At 32.7% G+C, this 26,380-nt stretch carries 29 protein-coding genes and 1 tRNA gene; 10 read left to right on the top strand and 20 right to left on the bottom strand.

Annotated elements, in window-relative coordinates; translation table 11 throughout:
- The first annotated feature begins 12 nt into the window (after positions 1 to 12).
- Both rpoC and DMZ43_RS00495 read left to right on the top strand, forming a co-directional pair.
- Positions 13 to 4,314 carry a DNA-directed RNA polymerase subunit beta' gene (rpoC, locus tag DMZ43_RS00500; protein WP_131505769.1) on the top strand — a complete coding sequence of 1,434 codons (4,302 nt, stop codon included), beginning with the start codon at positions 13 to 15 and terminating at the stop codon, positions 4,312 to 4,314.
- A gap of 200 nt (positions 4,315 to 4,514) precedes the next feature.
- Entirely contained in the window at positions 4,515 to 4,832 is a 318-nt protein-coding gene (locus tag DMZ43_RS00495; RefSeq protein ID WP_131505768.1) for a DUF3467 domain-containing protein, read from the top strand.
- A gap of 129 nt (positions 4,833 to 4,961) precedes the next feature.
- Here DMZ43_RS00495 and DMZ43_RS00490 read toward each other — a convergent pair whose 3' ends face one another.
- Both DMZ43_RS00490 and DMZ43_RS00485 read right to left on the bottom strand, forming a co-directional pair.
- Entirely contained in the window at positions 4,962 to 5,189 is a 228-nt protein-coding gene (locus DMZ43_RS00490; RefSeq protein ID WP_131505767.1) for a (4Fe-4S)-binding protein, read from the bottom strand.
- 142 nt (positions 5,190 to 5,331) lie between these two features.
- On the bottom strand, positions 5,332 to 6,918 hold the full coding sequence (locus DMZ43_RS00485) for a peptide chain release factor 3 (RefSeq protein WP_131505766.1): 1,587 nt from the start codon (positions 6,916 to 6,918) through the stop codon (positions 5,332 to 5,334).
- A 111-nt stretch (positions 6,919 to 7,029) separates the two neighbouring features.
- Here DMZ43_RS00485 and idi point away from each other — a divergent pair, with 111 nt between their 5' ends.
- The 5 genes from idi (at position 7,030) to DMZ43_RS00460 (ending at position 9,362) form a co-directional block, all read left to right on the top strand.
- Positions 7,030 to 7,554 (top strand): isopentenyl-diphosphate Delta-isomerase, encoded by a 525-nt coding sequence (idi, locus tag DMZ43_RS00480; protein WP_131505765.1) that lies wholly within the window; start codon positions 7,030 to 7,032, stop codon positions 7,552 to 7,554.
- Positions 7,551 to 7,961, top strand: coding sequence for a 6-carboxytetrahydropterin synthase (locus DMZ43_RS00475; RefSeq protein ID WP_131505764.1), 411 nt, complete (start codon positions 7,551 to 7,553; stop codon positions 7,959 to 7,961). Before idi ends, DMZ43_RS00475 begins: the two co-directional genes overlap by 4 nt.
- A 3-nt stretch (positions 7,962 to 7,964) precedes the next feature.
- Positions 7,965 to 8,936: a type I phosphomannose isomerase catalytic subunit gene (locus tag DMZ43_RS00470; protein WP_129759044.1), complete on the top strand. Its 972-nt coding sequence runs from the start codon at positions 7,965 to 7,967 to the stop codon at positions 8,934 to 8,936.
- Positions 8,937 to 8,962: 26 nt separating this feature from the next.
- Positions 8,963 to 9,232, top strand: a complete 270-nt coding sequence (locus DMZ43_RS00465; protein WP_129759043.1) for a hypothetical protein — start codon at positions 8,963 to 8,965, stop codon at positions 9,230 to 9,232.
- A 56-nt stretch (positions 9,233 to 9,288) separates the two neighbouring features.
- Positions 9,289 to 9,362 (top strand) — tRNA-Thr (locus DMZ43_RS00460).
- Between the two features lie 148 nt (positions 9,363 to 9,510).
- Here the strand turns inward: DMZ43_RS00460 and DMZ43_RS00455 are convergent.
- From DMZ43_RS00455 to DMZ43_RS00420, 8 genes are all read right to left on the bottom strand, one after another.
- Positions 9,511 to 10,233 carry a DUF4369 domain-containing protein gene (locus tag DMZ43_RS00455; RefSeq protein WP_131505763.1) on the bottom strand — a complete coding sequence of 241 codons (723 nt, stop codon included), beginning with the start codon at positions 10,231 to 10,233 and terminating at the stop codon, positions 9,511 to 9,513.
- A gap of 23 nt (positions 10,234 to 10,256) precedes the next feature.
- Positions 10,257 to 11,588, bottom strand: a complete 1,332-nt coding sequence (locus DMZ43_RS00450; protein WP_131505762.1) for a DUF819 domain-containing protein — start codon at positions 11,586 to 11,588, stop codon at positions 10,257 to 10,259.
- Between the two features lie 58 nt (positions 11,589 to 11,646).
- The gene (locus tag DMZ43_RS00445; RefSeq protein ID WP_129759040.1) at positions 11,647 to 11,826 is read right to left on the bottom strand and encodes an Arc family DNA binding domain-containing protein; all 180 of its coding nucleotides are present in this window, start codon (positions 11,824 to 11,826) and stop codon (positions 11,647 to 11,649) included.
- Entirely contained in the window at positions 11,819 to 12,328 is a 510-nt protein-coding gene (locus DMZ43_RS14905; RefSeq protein WP_187347828.1) for a hypothetical protein, read from the bottom strand. The genes DMZ43_RS00445 and DMZ43_RS14905 overlap by 8 nt, the downstream gene beginning before the upstream one ends.
- Positions 12,328 to 12,495 carry a DUF4177 domain-containing protein gene (locus DMZ43_RS00435; RefSeq protein WP_129759039.1) on the bottom strand — a complete coding sequence of 56 codons (168 nt, stop codon included), beginning with the start codon at positions 12,493 to 12,495 and terminating at the stop codon, positions 12,328 to 12,330. Before DMZ43_RS00435 ends, DMZ43_RS14905 begins: the two co-directional genes overlap by 1 nt.
- Before the next feature lie 4 nt (positions 12,496 to 12,499).
- Positions 12,500 to 13,360 carry an SPFH domain-containing protein gene (locus DMZ43_RS00430; protein ID WP_131505761.1) on the bottom strand — a complete coding sequence of 287 codons (861 nt, stop codon included), beginning with the start codon at positions 13,358 to 13,360 and terminating at the stop codon, positions 12,500 to 12,502.
- Between the two features lie 242 nt (positions 13,361 to 13,602).
- Positions 13,603 to 14,529, bottom strand: a complete 927-nt coding sequence (locus DMZ43_RS00425; protein ID WP_131505760.1) for an alpha/beta hydrolase — start codon at positions 14,527 to 14,529, stop codon at positions 13,603 to 13,605.
- Between the two features lie 374 nt (positions 14,530 to 14,903).
- On the bottom strand, positions 14,904 to 15,503 hold the full coding sequence (locus DMZ43_RS00420) for an alpha-ketoglutarate-dependent dioxygenase AlkB (protein ID WP_131505759.1): 600 nt from the start codon (positions 15,501 to 15,503) through the stop codon (positions 14,904 to 14,906).
- A 33-nt stretch (positions 15,504 to 15,536) separates the two neighbouring features.
- On the opposite strand from DMZ43_RS00420, the gene DMZ43_RS00415 reads away from it, so the two are divergent.
- Positions 15,537 to 16,217, top strand: coding sequence for a M15 family metallopeptidase (locus DMZ43_RS00415; RefSeq protein WP_131505758.1), 681 nt, complete (start codon positions 15,537 to 15,539; stop codon positions 16,215 to 16,217).
- A gap of 12 nt (positions 16,218 to 16,229) precedes the next feature.
- Here the strand turns inward: DMZ43_RS00415 and DMZ43_RS00410 are convergent, their stop codons facing one another.
- The 6 genes from DMZ43_RS00410 to DMZ43_RS00385 form a co-directional block, all read right to left on the bottom strand.
- Positions 16,230 to 16,778, bottom strand: coding sequence for a hypothetical protein (locus DMZ43_RS00410; RefSeq protein WP_131505757.1), 549 nt, complete (start codon positions 16,776 to 16,778; stop codon positions 16,230 to 16,232).
- Between the two features lie 177 nt (positions 16,779 to 16,955).
- Entirely contained in the window at positions 16,956 to 17,399 is a 444-nt protein-coding gene (locus tag DMZ43_RS00405; protein WP_129759032.1) for a hypothetical protein, read from the bottom strand.
- 64 nt (positions 17,400 to 17,463) lie between these two features.
- Entirely contained in the window at positions 17,464 to 17,817 is a 354-nt protein-coding gene (locus DMZ43_RS00400; protein ID WP_131505756.1) for a DoxX family protein, read from the bottom strand.
- A complete protein-coding gene (locus DMZ43_RS00395; RefSeq protein WP_131505755.1) occupies positions 17,810 to 18,796 on the bottom strand; it encodes a hypothetical protein in 987 nt (328 codons plus the stop codon). Before DMZ43_RS00395 ends, DMZ43_RS00400 begins: the two co-directional genes overlap by 8 nt.
- A gap of 1 nt (position 18,797) precedes the next feature.
- Positions 18,798 to 20,591: a DUF885 family protein gene (locus tag DMZ43_RS00390; protein WP_131505754.1), complete on the bottom strand. Its 1,794-nt coding sequence runs from the start codon at positions 20,589 to 20,591 to the stop codon at positions 18,798 to 18,800.
- A 116-nt stretch (positions 20,592 to 20,707) separates the two neighbouring features.
- Positions 20,708 to 21,055 carry a DUF6249 domain-containing protein gene (locus DMZ43_RS00385; RefSeq protein WP_131505753.1) on the bottom strand — a complete coding sequence of 116 codons (348 nt, stop codon included), beginning with the start codon at positions 21,053 to 21,055 and terminating at the stop codon, positions 20,708 to 20,710.
- A 63-nt stretch (positions 21,056 to 21,118) separates the two neighbouring features.
- Between DMZ43_RS00385 and DMZ43_RS00380 the strand changes: the two genes are divergently transcribed.
- A complete protein-coding gene (locus DMZ43_RS00380) occupies positions 21,119 to 21,784 on the top strand; it encodes an RNA polymerase sigma factor (protein WP_370450246.1) in 666 nt (221 codons plus the stop codon).
- Positions 21,765 to 22,181, top strand: a complete 417-nt coding sequence (locus DMZ43_RS00375) for a hypothetical protein (RefSeq protein WP_131505752.1) — start codon at positions 21,765 to 21,767, stop codon at positions 22,179 to 22,181. The genes DMZ43_RS00380 and DMZ43_RS00375 overlap by 20 nt, the downstream gene beginning before the upstream one ends.
- On the opposite strand, the gene DMZ43_RS00370 is transcribed toward DMZ43_RS00375, so the two are convergent.
- The 4 genes from DMZ43_RS00370 to DMZ43_RS00355 form a co-directional block, all read right to left on the bottom strand.
- Positions 22,178 to 22,654, bottom strand: a complete 477-nt coding sequence (locus DMZ43_RS00370) for a nucleoside deaminase (RefSeq protein ID WP_131505751.1) — start codon at positions 22,652 to 22,654, stop codon at positions 22,178 to 22,180. The two genes, DMZ43_RS00375 and DMZ43_RS00370, sit on opposite strands and share 4 nt — an antisense overlap.
- A gap of 2 nt (positions 22,655 to 22,656) precedes the next feature.
- Positions 22,657 to 23,571, bottom strand: coding sequence for a bestrophin family protein (locus DMZ43_RS00365; protein ID WP_131505750.1), 915 nt, complete (start codon positions 23,569 to 23,571; stop codon positions 22,657 to 22,659).
- Positions 23,572 to 23,641: 70 nt separating this feature from the next.
- Positions 23,642 to 25,306: a serine hydrolase gene (locus tag DMZ43_RS00360; protein WP_238155745.1), complete on the bottom strand. Its 1,665-nt coding sequence runs from the start codon at positions 25,304 to 25,306 to the stop codon at positions 23,642 to 23,644.
- Positions 25,307 to 25,376: 70 nt separating this feature from the next.
- Complete coding sequence (locus tag DMZ43_RS00355) at positions 25,377 to 26,378, bottom strand: transglutaminase domain-containing protein (RefSeq protein ID WP_131505749.1); 1,002 nt, start codon at positions 26,376 to 26,378, stop codon at positions 25,377 to 25,379.
- Positions 26,379 to 26,380 lie beyond the last annotated feature (2 nt).

Raw genomic sequence — 26,380 nt, 5'->3', positions numbered from 1 at the left:
TATAAAGTTATTATGGCTAGAAAACAAGATAAGAATACAGTACAGAGATTTAATAAAATCTCAATTGGTTTAGCATCTCCTGAATCTGTTTTAGCAGCTTCACGTGGTGAAGTTTTAAAACCAGAAACTATTAATTATCGAACACATAAACCTGAACGTGATGGTTTATTCTGTGAGCGTATCTTTGGTCCTGTTAAGGATTTTGAGTGTGCTTGTGGTAAATATAAAAGAATACGCTACAAAGGAATTGTTTGTGACCGTTGTGGTGTTGAAGTAACTGAAAAGAAAGTACGTAGAGATAGAGTAGGACACATTAACTTAGTGGTTCCTGTAGCTCATATATGGTATTTCCGTTCACTTCCAAATAAAATAGGTTACCTTCTTGGATTACCATCTAAGAGATTGGATATGATTATTTACTACGAACGTTATGTAGTAATTCAACCAGGTAATGCTAAAAATGCCGAAGGTGAACCATTACAAAAAATGGATTTCTTAACGGAAGAAGAATACTTAAATATTCTTGAAACGCTTCCACAAGAAAATCAATATTTAGAAGATAACGATCCTAATAAGTTTATTGCTAAAATGGGAGCTGAGTGCTTAATAGACCTTTTAGCAAGAATTGATTTAGACGAATTATCATACGACTTGCGTCATAAAGCAAACAACGAAACGTCTAAACAACGTAAAACTGAAGCTTTAAAACGTTTACAAGTTGTAGAAGCGTTTAGAGACTCAAATGCTAATCGTGAGAATAAGCCTGAGTGGATGATTATGAAAGCTATTCCAATCATTCCACCAGAATTGAGACCTTTAGTGCCTTTAGATGGTGGTCGTTTTGCTACATCTGACTTAAATGATCTTTATCGTCGTGTAATTATCCGTAACAACCGTCTTAAGAGATTGGTTGAAATCAAAGCTCCTGAAGTAATCTTACGTAACGAAAAACGTATGTTACAAGAGTCTGTTGATTCATTATTTGATAACACACGTAAGTCATCAGCAGTAAAAACCGATTCTAACCGTCCATTAAAATCGTTATCCGATTCATTAAAAGGAAAACAAGGACGTTTCCGTCAAAACTTACTAGGTAAACGTGTTGATTATTCTGCACGTTCGGTAATTGTTGTTGGACCTGAGTTAAAATTATTTGAATGTGGATTGCCTAAAAACATGGCAGCTGAACTTTACAAGCCTTTCATCATTAGAAAACTGATTGAAAGAGGTATTGTAAAAACAGTAAAATCTGCAAAGAAAATTATAGATAGAAAAGAGCCTGTAGTTTGGGATATCTTAGAAAATGTTCTTAAAGGACATCCAGTATTACTAAACCGTGCTCCTACATTACACAGACTTGGTATTCAAGCATTTCAGCCTAAACTTATCGAAGGTAAGGCAATCCAGTTACACCCATTAGTGTGTACTGCATTTAATGCCGATTTTGATGGTGACCAAATGGCTGTGCATTTACCATTAGGACCAGAAGCTATATTAGAAGCACAATTATTAATGTTAGCTTCTCACAATATTTTAAACCCAGCTAACGGTTCACCAGTAACAGTACCATCTCAGGATATGGTTCTTGGTCTTTACTACATGACTAAGCTTCGTAAAACTGACGAAACTTTTACTGTAAAAGGTGAAGGATTAACTTTCTATTCTCCAGAAGAAGTAACTATTGCTTACAATGAGAAGAAAGTTGATTTAAATGCTGGAATTAAAGTAAGAACTAAAGACTTCAATGAAAACGGTGAGTTAACTACCCAAATTATTGAAACTACAGTAGGTCGTGTATTATTTAACGAAAAAGTACCTGAAAGAGCAGGTTATATCAACCAGGTTTTAACTAAAAAATCGCTTAGAGATATTATTGGTAACATTTTAAAAGTTACTAGTGTACCTGAAACAGCTGAGTTTTTAGATGAAATCAAAACTTTAGGATATAAGTTTGCATTCCAAGGAGGATTATCGTTTAGTTTAGGTGATATTATTATTCCAGCTGAAAAGCATGCTATGATTGACAAAGCCAACGGTTTAGTTGATGGTATTATGGCTAACTATAACATGGGATTAATTACCAATAACGAACGTTACAATCAGGTTATTGATATTTGGACTTCTACAAATGCTGAATTGACAGAGTTGTCTATGAAGCGTATTCGTGAAGACCAACAAGGATTTAACTCGGTATATATGATGCTTGATTCTGGAGCTCGTGGATCTAAAGAACAGATTCGTCAGCTTACAGGTATGCGTGGTTTGATGGCAAAACCGAAAAAATCTAATGCAGGAGGTGGAGAAATTATTGAAAACCCAATTCTTTCTAACTTTAAAGAAGGTCTTTCAATTCTTGAATACTTTATCTCAACGCATGGTGCTCGTAAGGGTCTTGCCGATACAGCACTTAAAACTGCAGATGCTGGATACTTAACACGTCGTTTAGTTGATGTATCTCAAGATGTAATTATCTACAGTGAAGATTGTGGAACATTAAGAGGTATTGAAGTTTCTGCACTTAAGAAAAATGAAGAAATTGTTGAAAAACTTGAAGATAGAATAGTAGGTCGTACTTCATTAAATGATGTTTATGATCCTATTACTGAAGAGTTATTAGTAAGTGCTGGTGAGCATATTAATGATAGCATCGCTAAAGCTATTGGTAACTCTGCAATTGAGTCTATCGAAGTACGTTCAGCATTAACTTGTGAAGCTAAAAAAGGTATCTGTGCTAAGTGTTATGGACGTAACCTAGCTACTGGTAAAATGGTACAACGTGGTGAAGCTGTAGGTGTAGTTGCTGCACAATCTATTGGAGAACCTGGTACACAGCTTACACTTCGTACATTCCACGTAGGTGGTATTGCAGGTAACATTTCAGAAGAAAACAAACTTATTGTTAAGTTTGATGGTATTGCAGAAATTGAAGATCTTAAAACAGTTAAGAGTACTGATAGTGAAGGTAATGAAGTGGATGTAGTGATATCAAGAACTTCTGAGCTTAAACTTGTTGATGCTAAAACTGGTATTACTTTAAGTACTAATAATATACCTTACGGTTCGTTCATTTATGTTAAGAGTGGACAAAAAGTAAGCAAAGGAGATACAATTTGTCAATGGGATCCATATAACGGAGTTATTATTTCAGAATTTGCAGGTAAAGTAAAATATGAAAACATTGAGCAAGGTATCACTTACCAAGTAGAAATCGATGAACAAACAGGTTTCCAAGAAAAAGTAATTTCTGAATCTAGAAATAAGAAGTTAATACCAACACTTCATATCGAAGATTCTAAAGGAGAAGTTATTCGTTCTTATAACTTACCTGTTGGAGCTCACCTTATGATTGATGATGGAGAAAAAATTAAGGTTGGTAAAATCTTAGTTAAGATACCTCGTAAATCTGCAAAAGCAGGTGATATTACAGGAGGTTTACCTCGTGTAACCGAGTTGTTCGAAGCACGTAACCCTTCTAATCCTGCTGTTGTAAGTGAGATTGATGGTGTTGTGTCTTTCGGAAAAATCAAGAGAGGTAACCGCGAAATCATTATCGAGTCTAAAGTTGGTGAAGTAAAGAAATACTTAGTGAAGTTATCTAATCAAATTCTTGTACAAGAAAATGATTATGTAAAAGCAGGTATGCCTTTATCTGATGGATCAATTACTCCAGATGACATCTTAAACATCAAAGGACCATCCGCAGTGCAACAATACTTAGTTAACGAAGTACAAGAAGTATATCGTTTACAAGGTGTGAAAATTAACGATAAGCACTTTGAAGTTGTTGTAAGACAAATGATGCGTAAAGTACGTATTATTGATTCTGGTGATACGATTTTCTTAGAAGACCAATTAGTTCACAAATCTGATTTTATCGAAGAAAACGATAAGATATTTGGAATGAAAGTGGTAGAAGATGCGGGAGATTCTGCAACTTTAAAACCAGGACAAATCATTACTTTAAGACAGTTAAGAGACGAAAACTCAATATTAAGAAGAGAAGATAAGCAATTGGTAACTGCTAGAGAAGCACAACCAGCAACTGCAACTCCAATCTTACAAGGTATTACAAGAGCTTCGTTACAAACTAAGTCATTTATATCTGCTGCATCGTTCCAGGAAACTACTAAAGTACTGAATGAAGCTGCTGTAAATGCTAAAGTAGACGATTTAGAAGGTCTAAAAGAAAATGTAATTGTTGGTCATAGAATTCCTGCAGGAACAGGTGTAAGACGATATGATAGTATTATCGTTGGTTCTAAAGAGGAGTTTGATGAGATGATGAAAGCAAAAGAAGAAATGAACTATAATTAAATGATACCAAGACTTTAAGTGTTGTAAAACAAATTGAAGTCTTTAGGTTGATTTTATCCCAATATAAATTGGGAACTCTTTAAAAGAGTAAATTATATAAAATTTAAGAATCCCGTGACTATATCTCGGGATTCTTTTTTTAAATTGTAAAACGTAATAATAAGGTTTCCGCTTATGTGGAAATAAAAAATAAAATTTCAATGGCAGACGAACAAAATAAAAAGAAGCAAGGACAAATTAATATAGAACTAGACGAGAAAGTAGCTGAAGGCACTTATTCTAATTTGGCAATTATTAACCATTCGGTTTCAGAATTTGTTGTTGACTTTGTAAGTATTATGCCTGGGACTCCAAAGAGTAAGGTAAAATCAAGAATTATATTAACACCACAGCATGCTAAACGATTACTTAAGGCATTAGGTGATAATGTACATCGATTTGAAAAAGCCCATGGTGAAATTAAAGATTACGAGCAACCACCAATTCCGTTAAATTTTGGACCAACAGGTCAAGCTTAATTTAGAGATTTGAATTTGTTGTTGCTCGACATGTTTTACACCAGCAACCACCAATTCCGTTAAATTTCGGACCAACAGGTCAAGCGTAAATAATAAAAAAGCCTTTTGAATTTTCAAAAGGCTTTTTTATTAAGCAACTTCTTTATTATACGAATAGCTTAAAGCTCCCGAAGGACATTTCTTAACTTGTTTGATAATTTTTTTAGTGGATGCACCATCAAGATCTATCCATGGTATAACCGATTGCCTAAAAACATTAGATAATTCGTTAGCACAACGCTCAGCATGGATACACTTACATGGTTTGAAGGTTACAGTAATATCTTTATTACTGAAACTATTAGAAAAAGTTTCCATAAGTAGATCAATTTGGGGTTATCTGTAAATCAATGTAAAAATTCAAAACCGAATTTCAATGAAATTTTCGATAACTGACACATTTTTAACACTAAAAAAGCCTTTTCGTATAAAATTTCTTACTGAAAAACAGGGTTTTTAATTAAAATTCTGATGTAAAATGAAATTTAATACTTGGGTATTTTTGCTGTGTCATTTGTAATGAAAATGCCGAATCTGCTAAAAATACAAGTTGCCCTTGTTTGTCTTTTGCCAAAAAGCGTTGTTTTACCCTTAAAAATTCTTTGTACTCTTCATTTTTTTCATCTTCAGGGTCAACCCAACATGCTTTATGTACATTAAGGTTTTCATAAGTACACTTAGCTCCATATTCGTGTTCTAATCGATATTGAATAACCTCGTACTGTAAAGCTCCAACTGTACCTATAACTTTTCTACCATTTAATTCCAAAGTAAATAATTGGGCAACACCTTCATCCATTAACTGGTCAATACCTTTGTAAAGCTGTTTGGATTTTAAAGGATCAGCATTATTAATATACCTGAAATGTTCAGGTGAGAAACTAGGTATACCTTTGTAGTTTATAGTTTCACCTTCAGTTAAGGTATCACCAATTTTAAAGTTTCCTGTATCGTGTAATCCTACAATATCTCCAGGATAAGAAACATCAACAATTTCTTTCTTTTCAGCAAAAAAGGCATTAGGACTAGAAAACTTAAGTTTTTTACCATGACGCACATGTAAATAAGGTGTATTCCTTTTAAAAGTTCCTGATACAATTTTTATAAACGCTAAACGGTCTCTATGGTTAGGGTCCATATTAGCATGAATTTTAAACACAAAACCAGTAAAATCTTTTTCTTCTGGGTTAACTAAGCGCTCTTCACTTTGTTTTGGTCTAGGTTTAGGAGCAATTTCTATAAAGCAATCTAATAACTCTCTTACACCAAAATTGTTTAAAGCAGAACCAAAAAACACAGGTTGCTGTGTACCGTTTAAGTAGTCTTCTTTTTCAAAAGCAGGATAGATGCCTTCAACTAATTCTATTTCTTCTCTTAGTGTATTTGCCGATTTTTCTCCTATGAGTTTATCTAATTCCGAAGAGCTTAAATCGTTAATTTCTATGGTTTCTTCAATATTCTTTCTACTGTCACCACTAAAAAGATTAATGTTTTTCTCCCAAAGGTTATAAATACCTTTAAAGTCATAACCCATACCAATTGGGAAACTCATAGGTACAACGCTCAAACCTAGTTTTTGCTCAACTTCATCTAAAAGATCAAATGCATCTTTACCTTCTCTATCCAATTTATTGATAAACACAATCATTGGAATATTACGCATTCGGCAAACTTCTACTAGTTTTTCGGTTTGCTCCTCAACACCTTTAGCCACATCAATAACAACAATTACGCTATCAACAGCTGTTAGTGTTCTAAAAGTATCTTCAGCAAAATCCTTGTGTCCAGGAGTATCAAGAATATTAATTTTTATACCATCATATTCAAATGCCAAAACAGAAGTAGCAACAGAAATTCCACGCTGACGCTCAATTTCCATAAAGTCACTAGTAGCTCCTTTTTTTATTTTGTTACTTTTTACAGCTCCTGCTTCTTGTATTGCACCACCAAAAAGTAATAGTTTTTCAGTAAGTGTTGTTTTTCCAGCATCTGGATGCGAAACGATACCAAAGGTTCTACGTTTCTTTATTTCGTTGATAAAACTCATAATCTTGCAAATAGGCTGCAAAGATACTGTTTATATTAAGATTTCAGAATTACGATTTCAGATTTTGTATAGAGAATGTTATTATTAATTTTTTAGTGGTATTTTTGTAATATGATTGAAGAACACGTTATACTTGTTGATGAAAACGATAAGCAAATAGGCTTAATGCCTAAAATGGAAGCGCACGAAAAAGCATTACTGCATAGAGCTTTTTCTGTATTTGTTTTTAACAGCAACAACGAACTAATGTTACAGCAACGTGCAGCTGATAAGTACCATTCGCCTTTATTATGGACAAATACTTGCTGTAGTCACCAAAGAGAAGGCGAAGCAAATATAGAAGCTGGTAAGCGACGTTTATTTGAAGAAATGGGATTTGTTACTGAACTTGAAGAGACAACATCTTTTATTTATAAAGCACCTTTTGATAATGGCTTGACAGAACATGAATATGACCACATCATGATAGGATACTATAATGATACACCAAACATAAATCCTGATGAAGTTGCAGATTGGAAGTGGATGACTCTTGATGCTGTAAAAGAAGACATCAAGCAACAACCAGAAATTTACACAGCTTGGTTTAAAATTATTTTTGATAAATTCTACCAACACATAAACGTTGTAAAATGATTGTTACCGTAAGTAGAAAAGCACATTTTAACGCAGCTCATAGATTGTACAGAAAAGATTGGAGCGATGAAAAGAATGCCGATGTTTTTGGAAAATGTAGCAATCCAAATTTTCATGGACATAATTACGAGTTGATAGTAAGTGTAACAGGACCTATAAATAAAGAAACTGGTTATGTCATAGACATTCAAGACTTAAAAGACATTATAAAAGAAGAAGTTGAAGATGCCTTTGACCATAAAAACCTAAATGTAGAAGTTGAAGAGTTTAAAGACTTAAACCCTACAGCCGAAAACATAGCAGTAGTTATTTATAATAAGGTAAAACCTAGACTAAATTCAACACTAGACTTAGAAATTAAACTTTTTGAGACACCTAGAAATTTTGTAACCTATTCTGGATTATAACACATGAAAAATATTCTTTATCCTATAAAATTCACACCTATTTTAAAAGATAAAATTTGGGGTGGACAAAAACTAAAAACACTATTAAATAAGACTTCAGATTTACCAAATATTGGAGAAAGCTGGGAAATTAGTGATGTAGAAGGTGATACATCTGTAGTTGCAAATGGAGCATTAAAAGGTCAAACCTTAAAGCAAATACAAGAAACCTATAAAGAAGATTTAATAGGACTTCAAAACTATAGAGTTTTTGGTAATAAGTTTCCGTTACTTATCAAGTTTATCGATGCAAAACAAGATTTATCTATTCAATTGCATCCCAATGATGAATTGGCTGCAAAGCGACACAATTCATTTGGAAAAACCGAAATGTGGTATGTGATGCAAGCCGATGAAGGTTCGAATTTAATAGTTGGGTTTAACCAAAAAATGGATGCTGAAACCTATTTATCGCATTTAGAAAATAAAACGCTTACAGAAATTTTAAATTTTGATAAAGTTAAAGTAGGTGATACTTATTTTATAGAAGTTGGTCGTGTGCACGCTATTGGAGCAGGAGTGGTGGTTGCTGAAATACAACAAACCAGCGATATTACTTATAGAGTTTATGATTGGGATAGAGTAGATGATGAAGGAAACGAAAGAGAACTTCACAACGATTTAGCCATTGATGCTATTGACTTTGAAATGGAAGATAATTTTAGAGTTAGTTATGAAAAAGCTAAAAATCAATCTAATAAAATGGTTAGTTGCCCATATTTTACCACAAGTTATTTAGATGTTGATAGTACACTTAAAAAAGAAAATAATCACGATTCATTTTTGATTTACATGTGTGTTGAAGGAGAAGCACAAATAACTACAGATAGTGGAACTGAAACTATTAAAAAAGGAGAAACAATACTACTTCCTGCAGCAGTAAAGAATTATGAAATAACTTCGGAAAATGCGAAGCTATTGGAAGTTTATGTTTAATTTTGCGACAATAAAAATTTATAATTATGGCAAACGTTAGAAACCTTAAAAAAGACATTAATTACGTTTTAGGTGATATTATTGAAGCTGTTTATGTATGGGAATACAACAACACTGATAAAGACACTAAAAAAAGCGAAGCAATTATTGATGAAGCTATAGAAACTTTTGATTCTTTAATAGCAAAGGTGAACGATAAAAAAGTAGAAGATAAGAAAGCACATTTTAAATCTATCAACCAAGAGTTAGAAGATAAAGGAAGAGCTTTAATCGAAAAAATTAATAAACTAAGCTAAAACAGAAAAAAATGTTTGCAAATATAATTTTCGCGATTATATTTGCATCCTGTTTCGCCGATATAGCTCAGCTGGCTAGAGCAGCTGATTTGTAATCAGCAGGTCGTGGGTTCGAGTCCCTCTATCGGCTCTTAATATTAAACTCTAACTGTTTTACAGTTAGAGTTTTTTTATTTAAAACTATTAAATAGGGATGAGAAGTTTATCCTGAGCGAAGTCGAAGGGAGTCCCTCTATCGGCTCAAAAAAAAATCCCAAACGTTATGTTTGGGATTTTTTTTATTCAATGTTTTCTTCGTCAGTTTTCCGTTGCTCAATAGTTTCTTTTAATTGCTTACCGTACTTAGAGTTTTTAATATTTTCATCAAGCGAATCATATATGGTTTCTAAATACTTTACCGTAGTATTTGGTATTTCGCTTAACGCTAAATAAGGAGCAACTTCACTGTTTTTATTATTTACAGCAAAATTTATTGTGTAAAGGTATTTACGTTTTAAAAGGCTATTGTATTCTTTGTCAAAATCGAAACTAGTGGTATCGTTTTCTTTTTTAGCTTCAAAGTTTTCTTTTATAAGGTCAAGATTTTTGTCATTAAAACGAGACATCATCATTATGTATTCGTCTAATCGTTTTTGTTGCTCAGAGCCTTTTATTTGAGCATCATAATTAAAGTTTTTAAGTGTAGAACTTATTTCAGTAACACCTTTATCTGCAAAGAAAGCAATAACGCCTTCGTCATTGTCGTTTTTGTCTAAGGTTAAAAACAAAACTTCTGGCTCTTCTAAGTCGCTGTGTAATTCAAACTCAGAATTGCCATTAATAGCTAAGGAATCTAGCGTTACCATTAAGCTATCTTGTTGCTTTTGTAAATAAACAGTACCTTTTTTTAATCCTGTTACATGGCCTTTTAAAGTGAAGTTTGTGTCTTTTTTATTTTCTCCACAAGAAATAATTAGTAAAGCTATTACTAAAAGGCTAAAAAGTTTAAAGTGTTTTGTCATATTAAAATTTAAAAAATCATTAATTAAGTTATTGGAGCAACTATTCTCATAAGTTCTGCAGTAAGCATAGCACCATAGGTTCCAACAACATATCCAAATACTGCTAGAATAACACCTACAGTTGCAAGCGATGGATGAAAGGCTGCAGCAACCACAGGAGCAGAGGCAGCACCACCAATATTTGCTTTACTACCCACAGCTAAGAAGAAATATGGCGCTCTAATTAGTTTTGCTACTAAAAATAGTAAAGCAACGTGTATTGCCATCCAAACTAAACCAACAACAATTAGTCCTGGATTGTCAACTATTTTAGTAAGGTCCATTTTCATACCAATAGAGGCAACGAGAATATAAATAAATACACTACCAATTTTACTAGCTCCTGCACCTTCATATTTTTTCATTTTGGTAAAGGATAAGATGATTCCTAAAATAGTAGCTATTGTAATCATCCAGAAAAATTGAGATCCAAATGAAGACCAAGCGGATTTTTTATCACTTACAGCATCGAAGTTAGCTACTAAAAATTCAGAAATTTCATTAGCGCCAAAATGAGCAATTCCTACAACAGTAAAAGCAATACCTAAAATCACCATAAAATCGGCTAATGTTGGGTTTCTAGAAATACTAGCAGCATAACTAGATACTTTTTCTTTAAGGGTTTCAATAGAACTGTTATCAGCTTTCAGCCATTTATCAATTTTTTCTTGTTTACCAATTCCTAATAAAAGGATAGCCATCCATATATTAGCAACAACAATATCAACAATTACCATTCCTGCATAATTTGCTGTATTGTATTCATAAATTTCTAACATAGCAGCTTGATTAGCACCTCCACCAATCCAACTTCCTGCTAAAGTAGAAAGACCTCTCCAAACAGCGTCAGGACCAGCTCCACCAACAGTTTCAGGAGATACTAATGCAATTAAAAATACAGCAATAGGTCCGCCAATTATGATTCCTAACGTACCTGTTCCAAACATAGCAAGAGCTTTCCAGCCTAGGTTAAATACAGCTTTTAGGTCGATACTAATAGTCATAAGTACCAAAGCAGCAGGAAGCATAAATCTACTTGCAATGTAATAGGCTTGAGATTTACCTGTTACTTCTACTAATGAGCCTTCGGCGTTTTCAAATCCCCATTCTGGAGCAATTATCCCAAAAGTAGTTAAAGCTGCAGGCAGCATATATGCCATTAATAATGCAGGTATGTATTTGTAGAATTTTTTCCAAAAACTATTTTCACTTGTGGAAGTATAAAAAACAAAACCTAATGCTAGCATTAATAACCCAAATACTATAGTGTCTTGGGTGAATAAAGGTTTTACTTCGGTTAATTGCGTTGTGTCCATAAACTAAAATTTAAAGGCGCAAAATACCAAAATAAAAGCGCATAAAAAAGCGACATTGTTAAGTGTCGCTCTCGTTATTTTTTTTAGGTTTTGGTTGTCTGTTTTTTTCTTTAAGGTACTGCATGAGCATCCACTCAATTTGACCATTGGTACTTCTAAACTCGTCTGAAGCCCATTTTTCAATTGCTTTGAGCATATCTTCATTTATTCTTAGTGCAAAGGCTTTCTTTTTAGACATTGTTACTATGGTTTAACTGTGTTTTGTAATATGCTATAGTGTTTTCAGCTTCTATTTGCTTTTTTGTACCTATGAGTAGTTTTTTTCCATCAGCTAACTCTAGTTGAATACCAATAGTTCCTGAAACATTAATAGCTTTTCCTTTAGATTTATTCCAACCACCTTTTATTCCCCAACCACCATATTCGGAAATAGGTTCGTAAGTTCTAACATAGGCGTTGTTTATTGATTTCCAAGAAATGGTGTTGTATTTTAAATTCAAGGGAAAGAATTTATAATGAATTCCTAATTCGTCAATTTTAGTGGAGAGTTTAAATATAAATATGAGTCCTGAGAAAAATACAAGAAGCAGAATTATTAAAATAAGTTCTAGCGTTGAAATGGAGTTTTGGTTTTTAAAATATTCAACGCATATCAATATAATAGGAATAATTGCACTTATTGCAATAAGTGCAATTAACCATAATTGATTAAATCGTTGTTCTTCTTTAAAAACTCTCATTATCTATTTTTATCGCGTTCAAAAACTATAAATGAAATAATGTGTTGATTGGGTGTAATAGTTGTGACACGCCAACCTTCTTTGGCATATTTGTTTAATATTTCCTCAAGTTTTTCGGTTGGGTTTCTCCATCCTAATTTTGGTTTTATGACTTTGTATTCTTTCATAATCTTAATGACTTAAAGTTCCTGCATTTACAACTGGTGAAGCTTCTTTGTCTCCACATAATATAACCATAAGGTTGCTTACCATTGCTGCTTTGCGTTCGTCGTCTAACTCAACAATTTCTTTTTTGTTTAGTTCGTCTAGTGCCATTTCAACCATACTAACTGCGCCTTCAACAATTTTATGTCGTGCAGCAACAATAGCAGTAGCTTGTTGACGCTTAAGCATTGCATTTGCAATTTCTTGTGCATACGCTAGGTAACCAATTCTAGCTTCTAATACTTCAATTCCTGCAATGGATAGTCGCTCGTCAATTTCTTTTTCAAGAGCGTTGCTTACTTCATTTACACTTGAACGAAGTGTGATGTCTTCGTCGTGACCTTCATCGGCAAAATTGTCGTAAGGGTACATACTTGCCAGTTTACGAACAGCAGCATCAGTTTGTACACGTACAAAATTTTCATAATTATCTACATCAAAGGCCGCTTTGTAAGTGTTTTGTACTCTCCAAACTAAAATTGTACTGATCATAACAGGGTTTCCTAGCTTGTCGTTCACTTTTAAACGTTCGCTATCAAAGTTACTTGCTCTTAAAGAAATCTTCTTTTTAGAGTAAAATGGGTTTACCCAATAGAAGCCATTCTTTTTTACGGTTCCTACATATTTACCAAAAAGTAATAAAACTCTAGAGCCATTAGGTTGTACCATAAGAAACCCAAAGGCTAAGATTAATGCAGCAACAATACCAAAAGCTGACCATCCTGTTTCTGTAATAAATATTAGTGCAATGCTTCCAAAGAATAGTACTAAAAAAAGGAATAACATTAAATAGCCATTAGCTGGAACGATAATTTTCTCTTCTTTCATGATTGATTAATTTAAAATGATATTAAAATGATATTATAAAGATATAATTTATCTCATTAGTATGCAAAAATTAATTTTTGTTACAGAAGCCAAAAAAATAATTTTTGGCACGACTATTGTGTTTAAATAAGTGTAATTGATTAATAGCTTTAGAAGCGAGTTAAATATTACATTTGGTTGGTTAGTTAATAAGAAAAGCACCTGGTTTCAGGTGCTTTTTTGTTTGTAGTAAAATGTTGAAATTACTTTGTTATAAAACTAGAAATGGTATCAATAAGCTCTGGTGTTACTTTATGATGTGATTCGTTATACGATTTAAAATTGACCAAGTCATCACCTTCAATACTAAAAAGAACATGGTTCATTTTATCTATTAGCTTCAACTCAGCACTAGGATTTGAGTCTTTTAGTCGGTTAGCATCTTCAACGCCAACTTGCAAGTCGTTAGTACCATTTACAATAAGTATAGGTATTTGTAGAGATTTTAAAATGTCTTGTGGATTGTATTGCATCCAGTTTATCATAAACGGTTGTATGTCTTTACCTAAAAAAGAAGACAAAACAGGAGGGTAGTTGCTGGTGGTTTTACCTTCTTGCAATATCGAAAATATTTTCTTAGTGTCTTCTAAATAGGCTGGAGCAGTTTGCTCTACTTGTTTAATAATGATTTTATCAATGGTTTGACTTGCTCCAGCTATGGAAATAAACCCATCAACATCTTTTTCAGCAGCAATCATTCCTATTAAACTCCCTTGACTATGACCAATAATATAAATTTTTGAGTAGGTGTTTTGAGATTTAAAATAGTTTACTACCTCAATGGCATCAGTTACAAAATCGTCAAACATTATAGTGTTATCCAACTTTCCTGTTGCTATCAACTTTATGGTGCGTTTGTCATACCTAAAGGTTGCAATACCATTATTGGTTAAGCCTTCAGCAAGTTTTTTAAGACTGTTATTTCTTGCAAAGTTTTGATTACCATTTCGGTCAACAGGTCCTGATCCTGCGATAATAATCGCCAATGCAGGTTGTTCAACAGCGTTTGGAACTAGTAAAGTACCTTCAATAAGAGTATTTACAGCAATCTCTTTTGCAGTAAAATTTTGTGAAAATCCTTTTGATGAAAACAAAAGCAATACAATTGCAAAATTTATATAGTGTTTCATTGTGTTTTTCAATCTTGTCAAGTCTGTTTCAAAAGTATAGAAAATCAATATTTGTTTGATTGTATAACGACAAATTATTTAAAATATTAGAACCTAAACAGAAGTTTTAAAAGTGTGTTTCATCGGTAAAACGTATTATTTTATCGTTAAATGTTAAAATTTGATGCATTTCATCGATTTAATATGTATTTAAACAGATTTTTTAAAATATAATTCTACATTTGAAGTGTACTAAAATTTAGTTTTTAGTTCAATGGATTAATTAATTAATATTTGCATTATGTTGTTGGCTTAGAGACCCTAAATCTACAACCGTAATAAAAAGCAAATTAGGAAAACCGAGATTGAGGGATCTCGGTTTTTTCTTTTTATAGCTATACTATAGTTCTAAATGTTAAGTTGATGCGTTCTCCAATAATTTTTTTGGTCTTTGGAATTTGGTGTAGCCAATAGTGTTGCATTTCTCCTTTCATTATTAGCAAACTACCATGTTCTAAAATAAGCTTGTGTTTTTCGTCTTTTAGCTGTCTGTGTTTAAAATGAAATGCTCTTGGAGCTCCAAAACTCAATGAAGCTATTACTGGATTTTTACCCAATTCTTTTTCATTATCAGCATGCCAACCATTACTGTCGTTACCATTTCGGTATAAGTTTAAAAGTACCGATGTAAATTGATGTTCAGCAGTTTTCTCTACATCAGTTTTAATCCGTTTTAACTCGTCAGTAAAAGGTAAAGGAGTCATTGTTATGTTAGAGTAAGCGTAGGGTTTGTTATTGTTGGCATACAATGCAGTTAGTCTTGGTTGTTTGTAAGTTTTACCAAAAACCTTAATATCATCTTGCTGCCATGATATGACTTTTCTTAGTCTGCTAAAATACTGGTCGGCTTGAGAGTTGTTATAAAAATTAGGAATATAAATAAGTTCAGCATTTGGAAGCTGAAAGGTTGTTTTTTCGTTTAAAAACAAAGTCATAGCCTAAATTTTTTCTAAATTAGCTTATACATTATGAAAAACAAAATAATCATTTGTCTTCTATTGCTCATATCTTTTGGTTTTACCAAACAAGATACTACCAACTTGCCTGAAGGTTTTGTGTATGTAAAAACAATTATCCCAGATATTGATGTTGAACTACGCTACTATAGTACGCATAATTTTGTTGGAGATACCATAGTAGGTTACAAAGCCAATACACTTATTTTAACCAAGCAGTCTGCCGAAGCTTTGAAAAAAGTACAAGATGAATTACAACAGCAAAACCTTTGTTTGAGAGTATATGATGGTTATAGACCACAACGTGCAGTAAACCATTTTATGCGTTGGGCAAAAGATTTAAATGATACTATAAATAAGCAAGAGTTTTATCCTGAAGTTGAAAAACGCTTTTTGTTTAGAGAAGAATATATTGCCACACGATCAGGTCATAGTAGAGGAAGCACTGTTGATTTAACCATTATTGATGGTAATACCAATGAGCCATTGGATATGGGAAGTCCGTATGATTTTTTTGGACAACAGTCTTGGGTGAATTACGAAAACATAACCGATGAACAGAAAGCCAACCGACAGCTACTACAACAGGTTATGCTAAAACATAATTTTAGAAATTACTCAAAAGAATGGTGGCACTTTACACTGCGTTGGGAACCATTTCCTGATACTTATTTCGATTTTGAGGTGGAGTAGCAGTTAATGGCTTTATGCTCTTTTCCTGTTTTTTAAAATTATTAGCGTAATAATATAGATTATTACAATTGCAAAAGGAATAGCAACAAACCTAAGTTCTGGTAGTAAATACCATAATGCTAAAACCACAATAGTTCTTGTTACCGAATGAAAAATACCAACCCAATGATTGATAATCCATGAAAAAGGAAGCCACATTAATCCTGTTAAAATACCAACTGTAAGTGGTAAAGAAGTATAATCAATAAGAAAAAAGGGAATAGCAATAGCATAAACTAACACTGCTTGAGCAACAGTAAAAAAGAACAGTTTGTCAAACTCATTTTTCTGTTTTTGTTTATCCAGAAAGTTTTCACCTGTAAACTTTGAAATAAATATGCCTAAATATACAATACTACCTGTTGCAATAAATAATACCCAAACAGTGGTTTGCACTGATAATGTAAGACCAGAAATTCCAACTAGTAACCAAGCAATTAATCCTGCTAATGGAGTTGCTATAAACTTACCGTTTTTAAATTCAGTACGTTGCACTTCAAGTGTTCTTTCGGTTGGTTCCATTTTTTAAGTTTAGTTGGTCGTATATGTCTTTTTTGTGTCCAGATAGTTTCAATTATAATTGTCAGTTACGGATTAATATGCATTAATTTTAAGTTTAACACAGATTTTAGTAATTACGAGTTTCAGACCTAGTCAAATCCACTCGTAATTACGATCATACATTTTATGGATAGTTATTTATTCTTTATCTAAATTCAGATAATACAGTTTTGCAGCTTCTTGAATTTCATTATCTAAACTGTCGTCAAGTGAATATGAGTAAAGAACCCATTCATCATTTGGTTTGTAAAATTTAAAGATAAATCTAATCGGTTGACGGTCGTATTTTACAAGGTATGAATATAAAACAAAACTTTCAGCAAACTTTTTAGTTGTGATTAATTCATGACCGTAATACTTACCCATATAACTTTCAGTAAACCCATTTACTGTTGCAATAATTTTATCAATATCATCTTTTATTCTTTCAGTCCATTTATTTGTCGCATATAAATCTTTAACAGCTTTTCCAGCGTCTTTCTTATAGGTTTCAAAAAAAGTGTCAATCAATTTTTGCGGACTAGATTGTGCAAATAAGTTACTTGATCCTAAAATCATTATTATGATTAGTGTTCTTTTCATTTTATTCTATAATTTATTTAGAGTTCTGTTTAATTATTTGTAATTCTAAAATAATAATAATCAACTACAAATATGACCAAGCCCAATACATTAATACAAATTGTAAAGGAATACGTAGTATTAAAATCCATTTTGGGATGCCAGCACTTGCTTTTTCACCAGATAACATATAAAAATGTACTAGTAAAAACACTACTAACATTGCTATAATACCATATATAGCAGTAGTTTTTAAAACAGGAATACATAAGGCAATACCTAGAGCAATTTCTGCAATACCACTTAAAAGCACCAGTAATTTATGGTTTGGTAAATACCTAGGCATAATACGCATATACATTTTAGGTTTTATAAAATGCATAAAGCCTGCAAAAACATAAATTGCAGCCATAAGGTATAAGTGCCAAGGGTTATTCATCTTTAAATACTTTATAAGTGAGTCCTACACCATAATTGGTAAGGTCTGACTTTAATAAACTAGATTCAATACCACTTCCTTTTTTGAATTGTACCCACTTATTATTATCTAAAAACACACGTTTTATATAGGTGTTGTGTGCTTCAATTTCATCAGTAAATGGAAAAAGAGGTCTAAAATTAGTTGGGATTTTTACAATGCCTCTTGCTGTTTTTATTTCCTTGTATTTTTTATTAGGAAGTAATTTTCCTGTTTTATCTGTGTAACCTAAAACCTGTATGGATACAAAAAAACCATTTTCAGGAATGAACAAATTGTGTTTAGAGACATCCAGTTCGTATGCATCACCATGTTTTTCGGTAGCTACAAACACAATGTTGTCATAAGTGAGAACCTCTCCAGGAAAACCATTATTGTTCTTGTAAAACTTTACTTTAAACAGTGTTGAGAATTCACGTTTGTTGGCATTGGAACGTTTGCGTTTTTTCCAATCTTTAGACTCTAAAGTAATAGGAAAATGAACAGTGCTTATTTGTTTGAGTTGCGAATCGGTATTGTTAAAAAACACAGCAATTTCCGATTCAATTGTTGGTAACCAGCATTTGTAATAATCGTCATCCAAATACGGTTTAAGCGTTTCTTCCTTAAACTTTCTATTGATGGTTACATTAATGACTACTTCATCCAATTGGTCAATGTAAGGTTCTAAATTGATAGTTTCCGAGAGGTTGTTTGCTGCAATTGAAACATTTTTGTAACCTAATGCCGAAATAAACAGCGAGTCAACATCTGGATATAATTTTTTACTGAAAACAAACATACCTTCATCATCGGCAAAAATACCATGTCCATTACCAAAAGATACGGTTGCATAGGCAACAGGTGTTTTGCTTTGTGCATCCTTTATTCTGGTTTGCGATACTGCAAAACCAGAATAAAGAATACCTAAATATAGTATGAGTTGCTGTGTTTTAAACACCTTATTTTTTATTGGCTATCCAAGCGTTTATTTTGTCTTCTAACAATGCTAAAGGCATGTTTCCTGATTCTAAAATTTGATTGTGAAACTCAGCAATATCAAAAGCATCACCAAGTTCTTTTTCAGCTTTAGCGCGTAATTCTTTAATTTTTAACTGACCGATTTTATAGGATAAAGCTTGACCAGGAATAGCCATATAACGCTCAATTTCGGCAGTGATACTTGCTTCAGTTTCAGCTTCATTTTTTAATGAATATTTTATGGCTTGCTCTCTTGTCCATCCTTTGGTATGAATTCCTGTATCAACAACCAGTCTAATGGCTCTGTGCATTTCAGCACTTAACATTCCAAAATATTGATAAGGGTTTGTGTATAGTCCAAGTTCTTTTCCTAAGGATTCAGTATATAAAGCCCAACCTTCTCCGTAAGCACTGTAATACAATGTTTTTCTAAAGTCTGGTAGTTCTTTGTTTTCTTGTTGTAAGGAAATTTGATAATGATGTCCTGGAATAGCTTCGTGTAAAAATAAAGACTCGTCAGAGAAGTTATTATAATTTTCAGCATTTGGCACAGGAACATAAAAAATACCTGGTCGAGTACCATCTAACGATCCTGGGTTGTACTCAGCACTTGCCGATGCTTCCCTGAAAGCTTCAGTGCGTCTTACTTCAAAAGGTGTTCTTGGTTTTACATTAAATAGTTTATCCAATTGAGGTTGCATAGTCTCATGTATTCTGTTGAAGTGCGCAATAACTTCTTCTGCAGTTTTGTAAGGCATAAGCTCTTTATTGGTTCTTACAAAATCAAAAAATGCAATAATATCACCTTCAAAACCTACTTGTTCCTTTACTTTTTCCATTTCTGAAAGTATACGCTTTACCTCACTAAGCCCTAGTTGATGGATTTCATCAGCAGTCATGTTAGTGGTAGTGTAGCGTTTTATTAAATGCTGATAATAGTCATTACCATTAGGTGTAGCAGAAATGCCACTTTCAGTTTTACCAGCCGCTAAGTAATCTGTACTCATGTAAGTGTGAAGTTTTTTATAGGCAGGCACAACTTTGTTTAAAACCATATTTTTGTAAGCTTCGGTTATTTTAGTCTTATCTTCATCAGAAAACGTATCAGGTAAATTCTTTACAGGAGCATAAAATAAATGCTCATCAAGATTGGTTGTGGTTGAAGCCTCAAGTTGAGGTAATACTTTTTTGATTAAAGATTTTGGCAACACATAACCTGCTTTAACACCTTCTTTCATTTTTTCTTCAGCAGAATTCATCCATTGTAAGTAACCGTCTAAACGACTTAACCAGTTGTTATAATCTTCAACTGTTTTAAACGGTTGCGAAGATGAACCGCTAGCCAACTGACCAATAATTAGGTGTTGTGCCCAAAACTGATTGATAGGCATTAAATCTTCATTAAATTCAAAACGCTCTAAGTTGGTATCACATTCCCAAATTAAAATGGCTTTACTTAATCGCTGACTTTCAGATAAACTATCATTATTAAAAGCACTAACTTGAGATTTGTAATTACTGTAATAGGCTTTTTCATCAGATTCAAACTGATTTGATAAGGTATTTGGTAGCTTATCATTATATCTATTGTCACCAGCTGAGGTTGCATTTAAAGGGTAAAGTTTAAGTCCATCTTCATGATAAAGCCTTAAAACCTTATCAAAAGCTTCATTGTTTACAACATCAACGTCTTCATTGGTTTGGTTACTTTTAGTATCCTCTTTACAGGCAATAATACTTAGAAATAAACAACTAAATGCTAGAATTTTTTTCATTGATTGAATTTTTGAATTAAACCTTAAAGATACATAATCTAATATTCAATCATAAAAAAAACTACTGCTCAATATTGAACAGTAGTTTTAGGTTTTTGGTTGGTAATTTTAATGTTTTATTCTTTGTCTAATTTTTTAGTCATATTAAAACCTGCAAAAAGCCCTAAACCAGCCATTGTAAAAATACAAGCAGGATAAATACCTCCATCATTAATGCTTGTGTAGGTTTCTAAAAGTAAAGCAATAAAAGAACCAAGACCAATACCCATTAATAATAAGGCTAAGTTTAAAATTAAAACTTTCCAAATTGGTGCTGCTTGTTGTCTTCCTTTTACAAAAATGCTTGCATCTGCTCCTTTTTCAATAAGTGCTAAACGCTCTTTGTTTCTTGTTGAAAAATAAAGATAAAAGATTCCAAAAACGGCCGCAATCATTAACGGCATAATTACAAATTCTGATCCCATAACGGTTTGTTTTTAATTGATTATTTTTAAGTGTTCATAGCCTATGACGATATGAATTGAATTATGGTTACAACTTTTCCAAAATATTTTTCAATTTATACTGTAACCTTTGGTTCGGATTTGTCGTCCAATGCAAAAATGACAACCAACAACGACCAACACATCATCAATCAAATACTTGCTGGAGATACCAAAGCTTTTGCTGTTTTGGTAAATCAGTACAAGGACTTGGTGTTTACGTTGGCGTTGCGAATGTTAAAGCATAGGGAAGAGGCTGAAGAGGTTTCGCAAGATACTTTTATAAAAGTATTTAAGTCCTTACATAAATTTAAAGGAGACTCAAAACTGTCTACTTGGATTTATAGAGTTGCTTACAATAATTGCTTAGATAGGTTGAAAAAGCAAAAAGCACAATATAATATTGTTGCTATTAATGAGTTTACTGAGCATGAGGTAAAAACCATTGATAATGCTTTTGAAAACTTAGTTGAAGCAGAACGAAGGCAAACCATACAAGAGTGTATACAAATGTTGCCAAATGATGATGCGTTTTTATTGACATTGTATTACTTTGAAGAACAATCTATCGAAGATATTTCGAAAGTGGTTGGTTTAACAGTGAATAATGTAAAAGTAAAATTGTTTAGAAGTAGAAAAAAACTAATGACAATTTTAAAACAGAAATTAGAACCTCAATTAATTGAATCTTATGAAAGAGAACGAAAATAAATATGTTGAAGCGTTTACTGACAAGGTTTTAAAAGATACAAAACTAGAGTCGCCTTCATTTGATTTTACAGATGCTGTAATGTCGCAAGTAGAGGCTATTCAGTATTCAAAAGCGACAAGATATAAGCCTTTGATTTCAAAACCTGTTTGGGTTGTTATATCTATTGGGTTTCTATCGTTTGTTGCGTATTTGCTCTTTCAAAAGAATACTAAGTCTAGTAGCGAATGGTTCACTAATATTGACTTCTCGTTAATTTTTGACAATGCGCTCGCAAAACTGTTTTCTAACTTACAGTTTTCAAATATTTTTGTTTACGCCATGTTGCTGTTTGCAATTATGCTATGTGTTCAAATATCTTGGTTAAAAAACTATTTTGATAAACGACTAAGCGTTTAGTATTCGGTTTTATCACCTTTACCAGCCCATTTATTAAAAACGGTAACACCTTCGTCTTGTAGCATTTGCTCAAACGGAATACTTCTAACTGTTATTGGTTTGTCAATTTCTTCGTATATAAATTGGTCATCAAAACCTATATTAGCAGCATCTACTTTGTTACAAGCATAATAAACTTTTTTAGGTCTAGCCCAATAAATGGCACCTAAACACATAGGACAAGGTTCGCAAGAGGTGTAAACAATACAATCGTCTAATTGAAAACTGCCTAGGGCTTCACAAGCTTTACGAATAGCAACAACTTCGGCATGTGCTGTTGGGTCGTTGGTAGACGTTACACAGTTATGACCTTCGGCAATAATGGTTCCGTCTTTTACAATAACACAACCAAAAGGACCTCCTGCGTTTGAGCTCATTCCTTTATCTGCCATAGCAATGGCACGTTTCATGAAAATTTTATCTTGTTCTGTCATAGTTACATTATGTATTCGTTATCAACAGCTTGTACAGGTTCTGGTATGTCTTTTTCTCCTAAAGCCTGTAGTAAATTGATTTCTATAGTTCTTGAAATTTGATTTAAAGGAATTCCTGAAGTAATGTCTTCAAAAGGGTTTAGTAGTGAATATCCAATTTTATAAGTAGTTAAGAATACATATCCAATTGATATTCCTAACACTATTGACCAAGGTCCAATACTTGAAGCCGCTACAAGAGTAGCACAAACTATAAAAATCCAAATAAAAAGTTTTGTGTAATAGTTATAGCTTGTAGGAAATACTGTGTTTGAAATACGTTCAGATTTTCCCATTTCGTCACAAAACTTAGTAAGTGTTTGGTTAAGTTGCATAAATTTAAAACCATCTACCAGACCATTTTTATAAAGAGATTCTAACAGGTTGGTTTGAAGGTTTAAAATAGCATTGGGTACATTACTTTCCAACTCTACTGCTTCAACATCTTTACTGGTAAGATAGTTGCGATATTCCATGTCAGCAGATGATCGAAGTCCTTTTTTAAGTGCATATACAAATGCAATATGATTATGAACAGCTTGTCGCTTTATTTTGTTAAGTTCATTTCCGTTGATGGATTCGTTAGGGTTTACATAGCTTAAAATGTTTCTTGTCCAAGTTCGAGAATCGTTTACCAATTCACCCCAAATTTTTCTGGCTTCCCACCATCTGTCATAAGCCTGATTGTTTTTAAAACCAATAAAAAATGAAAGTGCTGTGCCTAAAATGCTAGGTAAAAGCATAGGTACTTCAATACGATCATGAAATAAAAAATGGTACACTAAATAAGTGGCAACACAAATGATAATATTAAACACAAAGTGCTTCCAAGTACCAGAAATAATTCTAGTAATTCTTACAGTTTTTGAAATAAGCATAAGTAGTTTTTTCTACCGGACGAAGGTCGTGCTTTTTTATAAAAATGCCAAAATGAAAGACAACGCTTAATTACTCCACTTTTTTAGCTGGCATATTTGCACCATTTTGATGCAATGTTAAACCTGTAACGACTCCTTTATCATCAACATTAAAACTAATACTTGCAGCAACAACTTTTAGGAAGAAGCGATCTTTAGCTTCAGCAAAAACTTCAAACTTTGGTTGACCTGTTGCCTCTGCAAATAATTGTCCTTCGTTATTGGTTGTTATGGTTATTATAAATTCTGGTTGTAATTCATATTTACCAACGTACGTATTTAGTATGTCTTGTGAAACAGTGATGCTTTCTTTTTCGGCTGGTGGAGCTTTATCAGTTTCATGACCTAAAGTTTCGTTGTTATCATTAATCATAATAACTTGTTTCTTACCATTATCATCTTTGGAAAACTTGTAAGCAGTTGTACCAGATTCAAAAAAGAAATGTGTTTTTGATAACGGGAAAATTTCAAGTTTAACACTGCCTTCTCGTAAACTATAAACCTTTCCGTTTTCAACAGTAATGTGTCTTATGATGTTGCCATCAAATTCATAAGCACCAACCCAAGTGTTTAATTCATTTTCAGACAAGGTAATTGCATCAGCTTTTGATGGTATAGGTTTTCCAATGGCAATTGCTGCAATTCTAGTCGCTAAATCAGTTACATTTTTACAGTTGCAGTTGCTTAATGCAGAAACGAAAATATCTTCTTCAGGTAAGTAAATACCCATAGTGGTATATCCAAAAATTCCTCCTCCATGTTGAATGCTTGGAGAACCACTAATAGTGTTTTCTCCTAAGCCATAACCATAAGGAATATGCTCGCCATTGTTGAGTGTAGAACCATGAATGGCTGTTTCATAACTATCTTTAGTAATAAATGTATAATTGTTTAGGGCATTTTGCCATTTAAGTAAATCATTGGTTGTAGACATTAATGATCCAGCAGCATAAGGTAATGTCATGCTTAGATAATCTGCGTTTTCATAACCATTTTCACCTTCTTGATATCCTAAAGCTCTGTTTTTAATTAACTCTTTTTTACTTCCGTAATAGGAATTTGTCATACCTATTTTTTCAAAAATATTCTTTTCAACAAAGTCTTCGTAAGTCATTCCTGAAACAACTTCAATGATGTATCCTAAAAGGATATATCCTGAATTGTTATAGCTGTATTGCTCTCCAGGATTAAAATCCATAGGCTCATCCTTAAAAACATCTATAAGTTCTTTAGGACTCATGTCTTTAGCTGCAAATTGCCTAAAACTAGGAATGTTTGTATAACTTTTAATGCCACTAGTATGGTTTAATAAATTATGAATGGTTATTGTTTTGCCTTTAGTTGGGTAATCAGGTATGTATTTAGTAATGTCGTCACTAACCTTTAGTTTACCTTGCTCTTGTAGCATTAAAATAGCAATTGCTGTAAACTGTTTGGTAATTGAACCAATTTCAAAAACATGATTTGGTGTCATTGGCACATCTAATTCAAGACTTGCCTTACCAAAAGCTTTTTGATAAATGACTTTACCGTTTTTGGCGACTAAAATTGAAACTCCAGGTTCATTAGTTTTGTATGTCTCAGATGCTAAGACATCAATTTTAGGTTCAATATTCTCTTGAGAAAATAAATGTGGTACAGGAAGCAACATGCTAACTAAAAAACATATTGCTAAGGTGAAACGTTGTGAAATCATTGGTCGGTTTTTTTAAAGTGATAATTTACAGTTTATTATAAGACGACCAAATAGTTTTTTAGTTACAGTTTTACTTAATAACCTTTACTGTGTATGTTGCAACAATGTCGTTATTGACTTTTATATGCACATCATGATAACCTTTGTGTTTAAAGGTGTTGTTGAATGAAATGCTAGTGTCGGTTTTTTGTAAGTCTTCGATTTTAAATGAGTGTTCCTTTGAGCCAACAAATTGCACAAGCTCTACTCGGTCTTGAGGGTTAGATGCTAATGTCTTAAAACTAAAATGTAATGCTTCGTCTTTTTTAGTGGTCACATTAAGTGTTTTTGGATACGTAGGAATAATTTTGTGCTCAAACGTTTCACCATACACGATAGCTTGAGGTGTAAATTTGGTATTTGCTAACGAATCATTTAAAAACCATTTTTTATCCAACGGAAAATGATTTTTAGCAAAAAGAATAGGGTCTGTTAAAAAATAGCCATCATTATAATCTTTTATGAAATTTGTGTTTATAGAAAATCCGCTAGACCAAGTGGCATCACACAAGTACCATTTATTATTGAGTTTTACAGCATTCCAAGAATGGTTAGCAAAGTCTAATGCTTCAACATTGGCAGAAACTGATCTTCCGTAACCATCAACAATCACGCATTCAATGTCAGCTAAAAAACAAAGTTCTTTTACCAAATAGGCATAACCTGTGCACATGGTTTTTTTACGTTTAAGTAGTTTTTTAAAGGCTTTAACCTTAAACTCATTATTCCATTTTAAATAAGCTACAGTGTCGTGTGCTAGCTTACTTTTATATTTAAAAACTTTACTATCTTGGTTAGTATCTCCTTTTATATTTTGGCATACCCAAAGGTAAATAGCCCTAAATTTTTCAACATCAGTTTTAAGATTAGCGGTAAGCTTATGCGCAAGTACAGGAAGGTTGTCAAGATCTTCTCCTTCATTTAATTTCGCAATATTATCTGCACGTGTAAAATCGACAGTGTTAAAATCCGATACTTGCGCTACTGAAAAGCTTACAATACTAAAGGTTATTATAACGAGTGTTTTTCTCATGT

It is taken from the genome of Meridianimaribacter sp. CL38, from assembly GCF_004328055.1.
GTDB classification, from domain to species: Bacteria; Bacteroidota; Bacteroidia; order Flavobacteriales; family Flavobacteriaceae; genus Gaetbulibacter_B; species Gaetbulibacter_B jejuensis.
This window is presented reverse-complemented; position numbering and strand designations above follow the sequence as displayed.

Coding starts and splice junctions, on each gene's coding strand:
- rpoC (WP_131505769.1), top strand. CDS start 13: ATGGCTAGAAAACAAGATAAGAATACAGTACAGAGATTTAATAAAATC.
- DMZ43_RS00495 (WP_131505768.1), top strand. CDS start 4,515: ATGGCAGACGAACAAAATAAAAAGAAGCAAGGACAAATTAATATAGAA.
- DMZ43_RS00490 (WP_131505767.1), bottom strand. CDS start 5,189: ATGGAAACTTTTTCTAATAGTTTCAGTAATAAAGATATTACTGTAACC.
- DMZ43_RS00485 (WP_131505766.1), bottom strand. CDS start 6,918: ATGAGTTTTATCAACGAAATAAAGAAACGTAGAACCTTTGGTATCGTT.
- idi (WP_131505765.1), top strand. CDS start 7,030: ATGATTGAAGAACACGTTATACTTGTTGATGAAAACGATAAGCAAATA.
- DMZ43_RS00475 (WP_131505764.1), top strand. CDS start 7,551: ATGATTGTTACCGTAAGTAGAAAAGCACATTTTAACGCAGCTCATAGA.
- DMZ43_RS00470 (WP_129759044.1), top strand. CDS start 7,965: ATGAAAAATATTCTTTATCCTATAAAATTCACACCTATTTTAAAAGAT.
- DMZ43_RS00465 (WP_129759043.1), top strand. CDS start 8,963: ATGGCAAACGTTAGAAACCTTAAAAAAGACATTAATTACGTTTTAGGT.
- DMZ43_RS00455 (WP_131505763.1), bottom strand. CDS start 10,233: ATGACAAAACACTTTAAACTTTTTAGCCTTTTAGTAATAGCTTTACTA.
- DMZ43_RS00450 (WP_131505762.1), bottom strand. CDS start 11,588: ATGGACACAACGCAATTAACCGAAGTAAAACCTTTATTCACCCAAGAC.
- DMZ43_RS00445 (WP_129759040.1), bottom strand. CDS start 11,826: ATGTCTAAAAAGAAAGCCTTTGCACTAAGAATAAATGAAGATATGCTC.
- DMZ43_RS14905 (WP_187347828.1), bottom strand. CDS start 12,328: ATGAGAGTTTTTAAAGAAGAACAACGATTTAATCAATTATGGTTAATT.
- DMZ43_RS00435 (WP_129759039.1), bottom strand. CDS start 12,495: ATGAAAGAATACAAAGTCATAAAACCAAAATTAGGATGGAGAAACCCA.
- DMZ43_RS00430 (WP_131505761.1), bottom strand. CDS start 13,360: ATGAAAGAAGAGAAAATTATCGTTCCAGCTAATGGCTATTTAATGTTA.
- DMZ43_RS00425 (WP_131505760.1), bottom strand. CDS start 14,529: ATGAAACACTATATAAATTTTGCAATTGTATTGCTTTTGTTTTCATCA.
- DMZ43_RS00420 (WP_131505759.1), bottom strand. CDS start 15,503: ATGACTTTGTTTTTAAACGAAAAAACAACCTTTCAGCTTCCAAATGCT.
- DMZ43_RS00415 (WP_131505758.1), top strand. CDS start 15,537: ATGAAAAACAAAATAATCATTTGTCTTCTATTGCTCATATCTTTTGGT.
- DMZ43_RS00410 (WP_131505757.1), bottom strand. CDS start 16,778: ATGGAACCAACCGAAAGAACACTTGAAGTGCAACGTACTGAATTTAAA.
- DMZ43_RS00405 (WP_129759032.1), bottom strand. CDS start 17,399: ATGAAAAGAACACTAATCATAATAATGATTTTAGGATCAAGTAACTTA.
- DMZ43_RS00400 (WP_131505756.1), bottom strand. CDS start 17,817: ATGAATAACCCTTGGCACTTATACCTTATGGCTGCAATTTATGTTTTT.
- DMZ43_RS00390 (WP_131505754.1), bottom strand. CDS start 20,591: ATGAAAAAAATTCTAGCATTTAGTTGTTTATTTCTAAGTATTATTGCC.
- DMZ43_RS00385 (WP_131505753.1), bottom strand. CDS start 21,055: ATGGGATCAGAATTTGTAATTATGCCGTTAATGATTGCGGCCGTTTTT.
- DMZ43_RS00380 (WP_370450246.1), top strand. CDS start 21,119: ATGGTTACAACTTTTCCAAAATATTTTTCAATTTATACTGTAACCTTT.
- DMZ43_RS00375 (WP_131505752.1), top strand. CDS start 21,765: ATGAAAGAGAACGAAAATAAATATGTTGAAGCGTTTACTGACAAGGTT.
- DMZ43_RS00370 (WP_131505751.1), bottom strand. CDS start 22,654: ATGACAGAACAAGATAAAATTTTCATGAAACGTGCCATTGCTATGGCA.
- DMZ43_RS00365 (WP_131505750.1), bottom strand. CDS start 23,571: ATGCTTATTTCAAAAACTGTAAGAATTACTAGAATTATTTCTGGTACT.
- DMZ43_RS00360 (WP_238155745.1), bottom strand. CDS start 25,306: ATGATTTCACAACGTTTCACCTTAGCAATATGTTTTTTAGTTAGCATG.
- DMZ43_RS00355 (WP_131505749.1), bottom strand. CDS start 26,378: ATGAGAAAAACACTCGTTATAATAACCTTTAGTATTGTAAGCTTTTCA.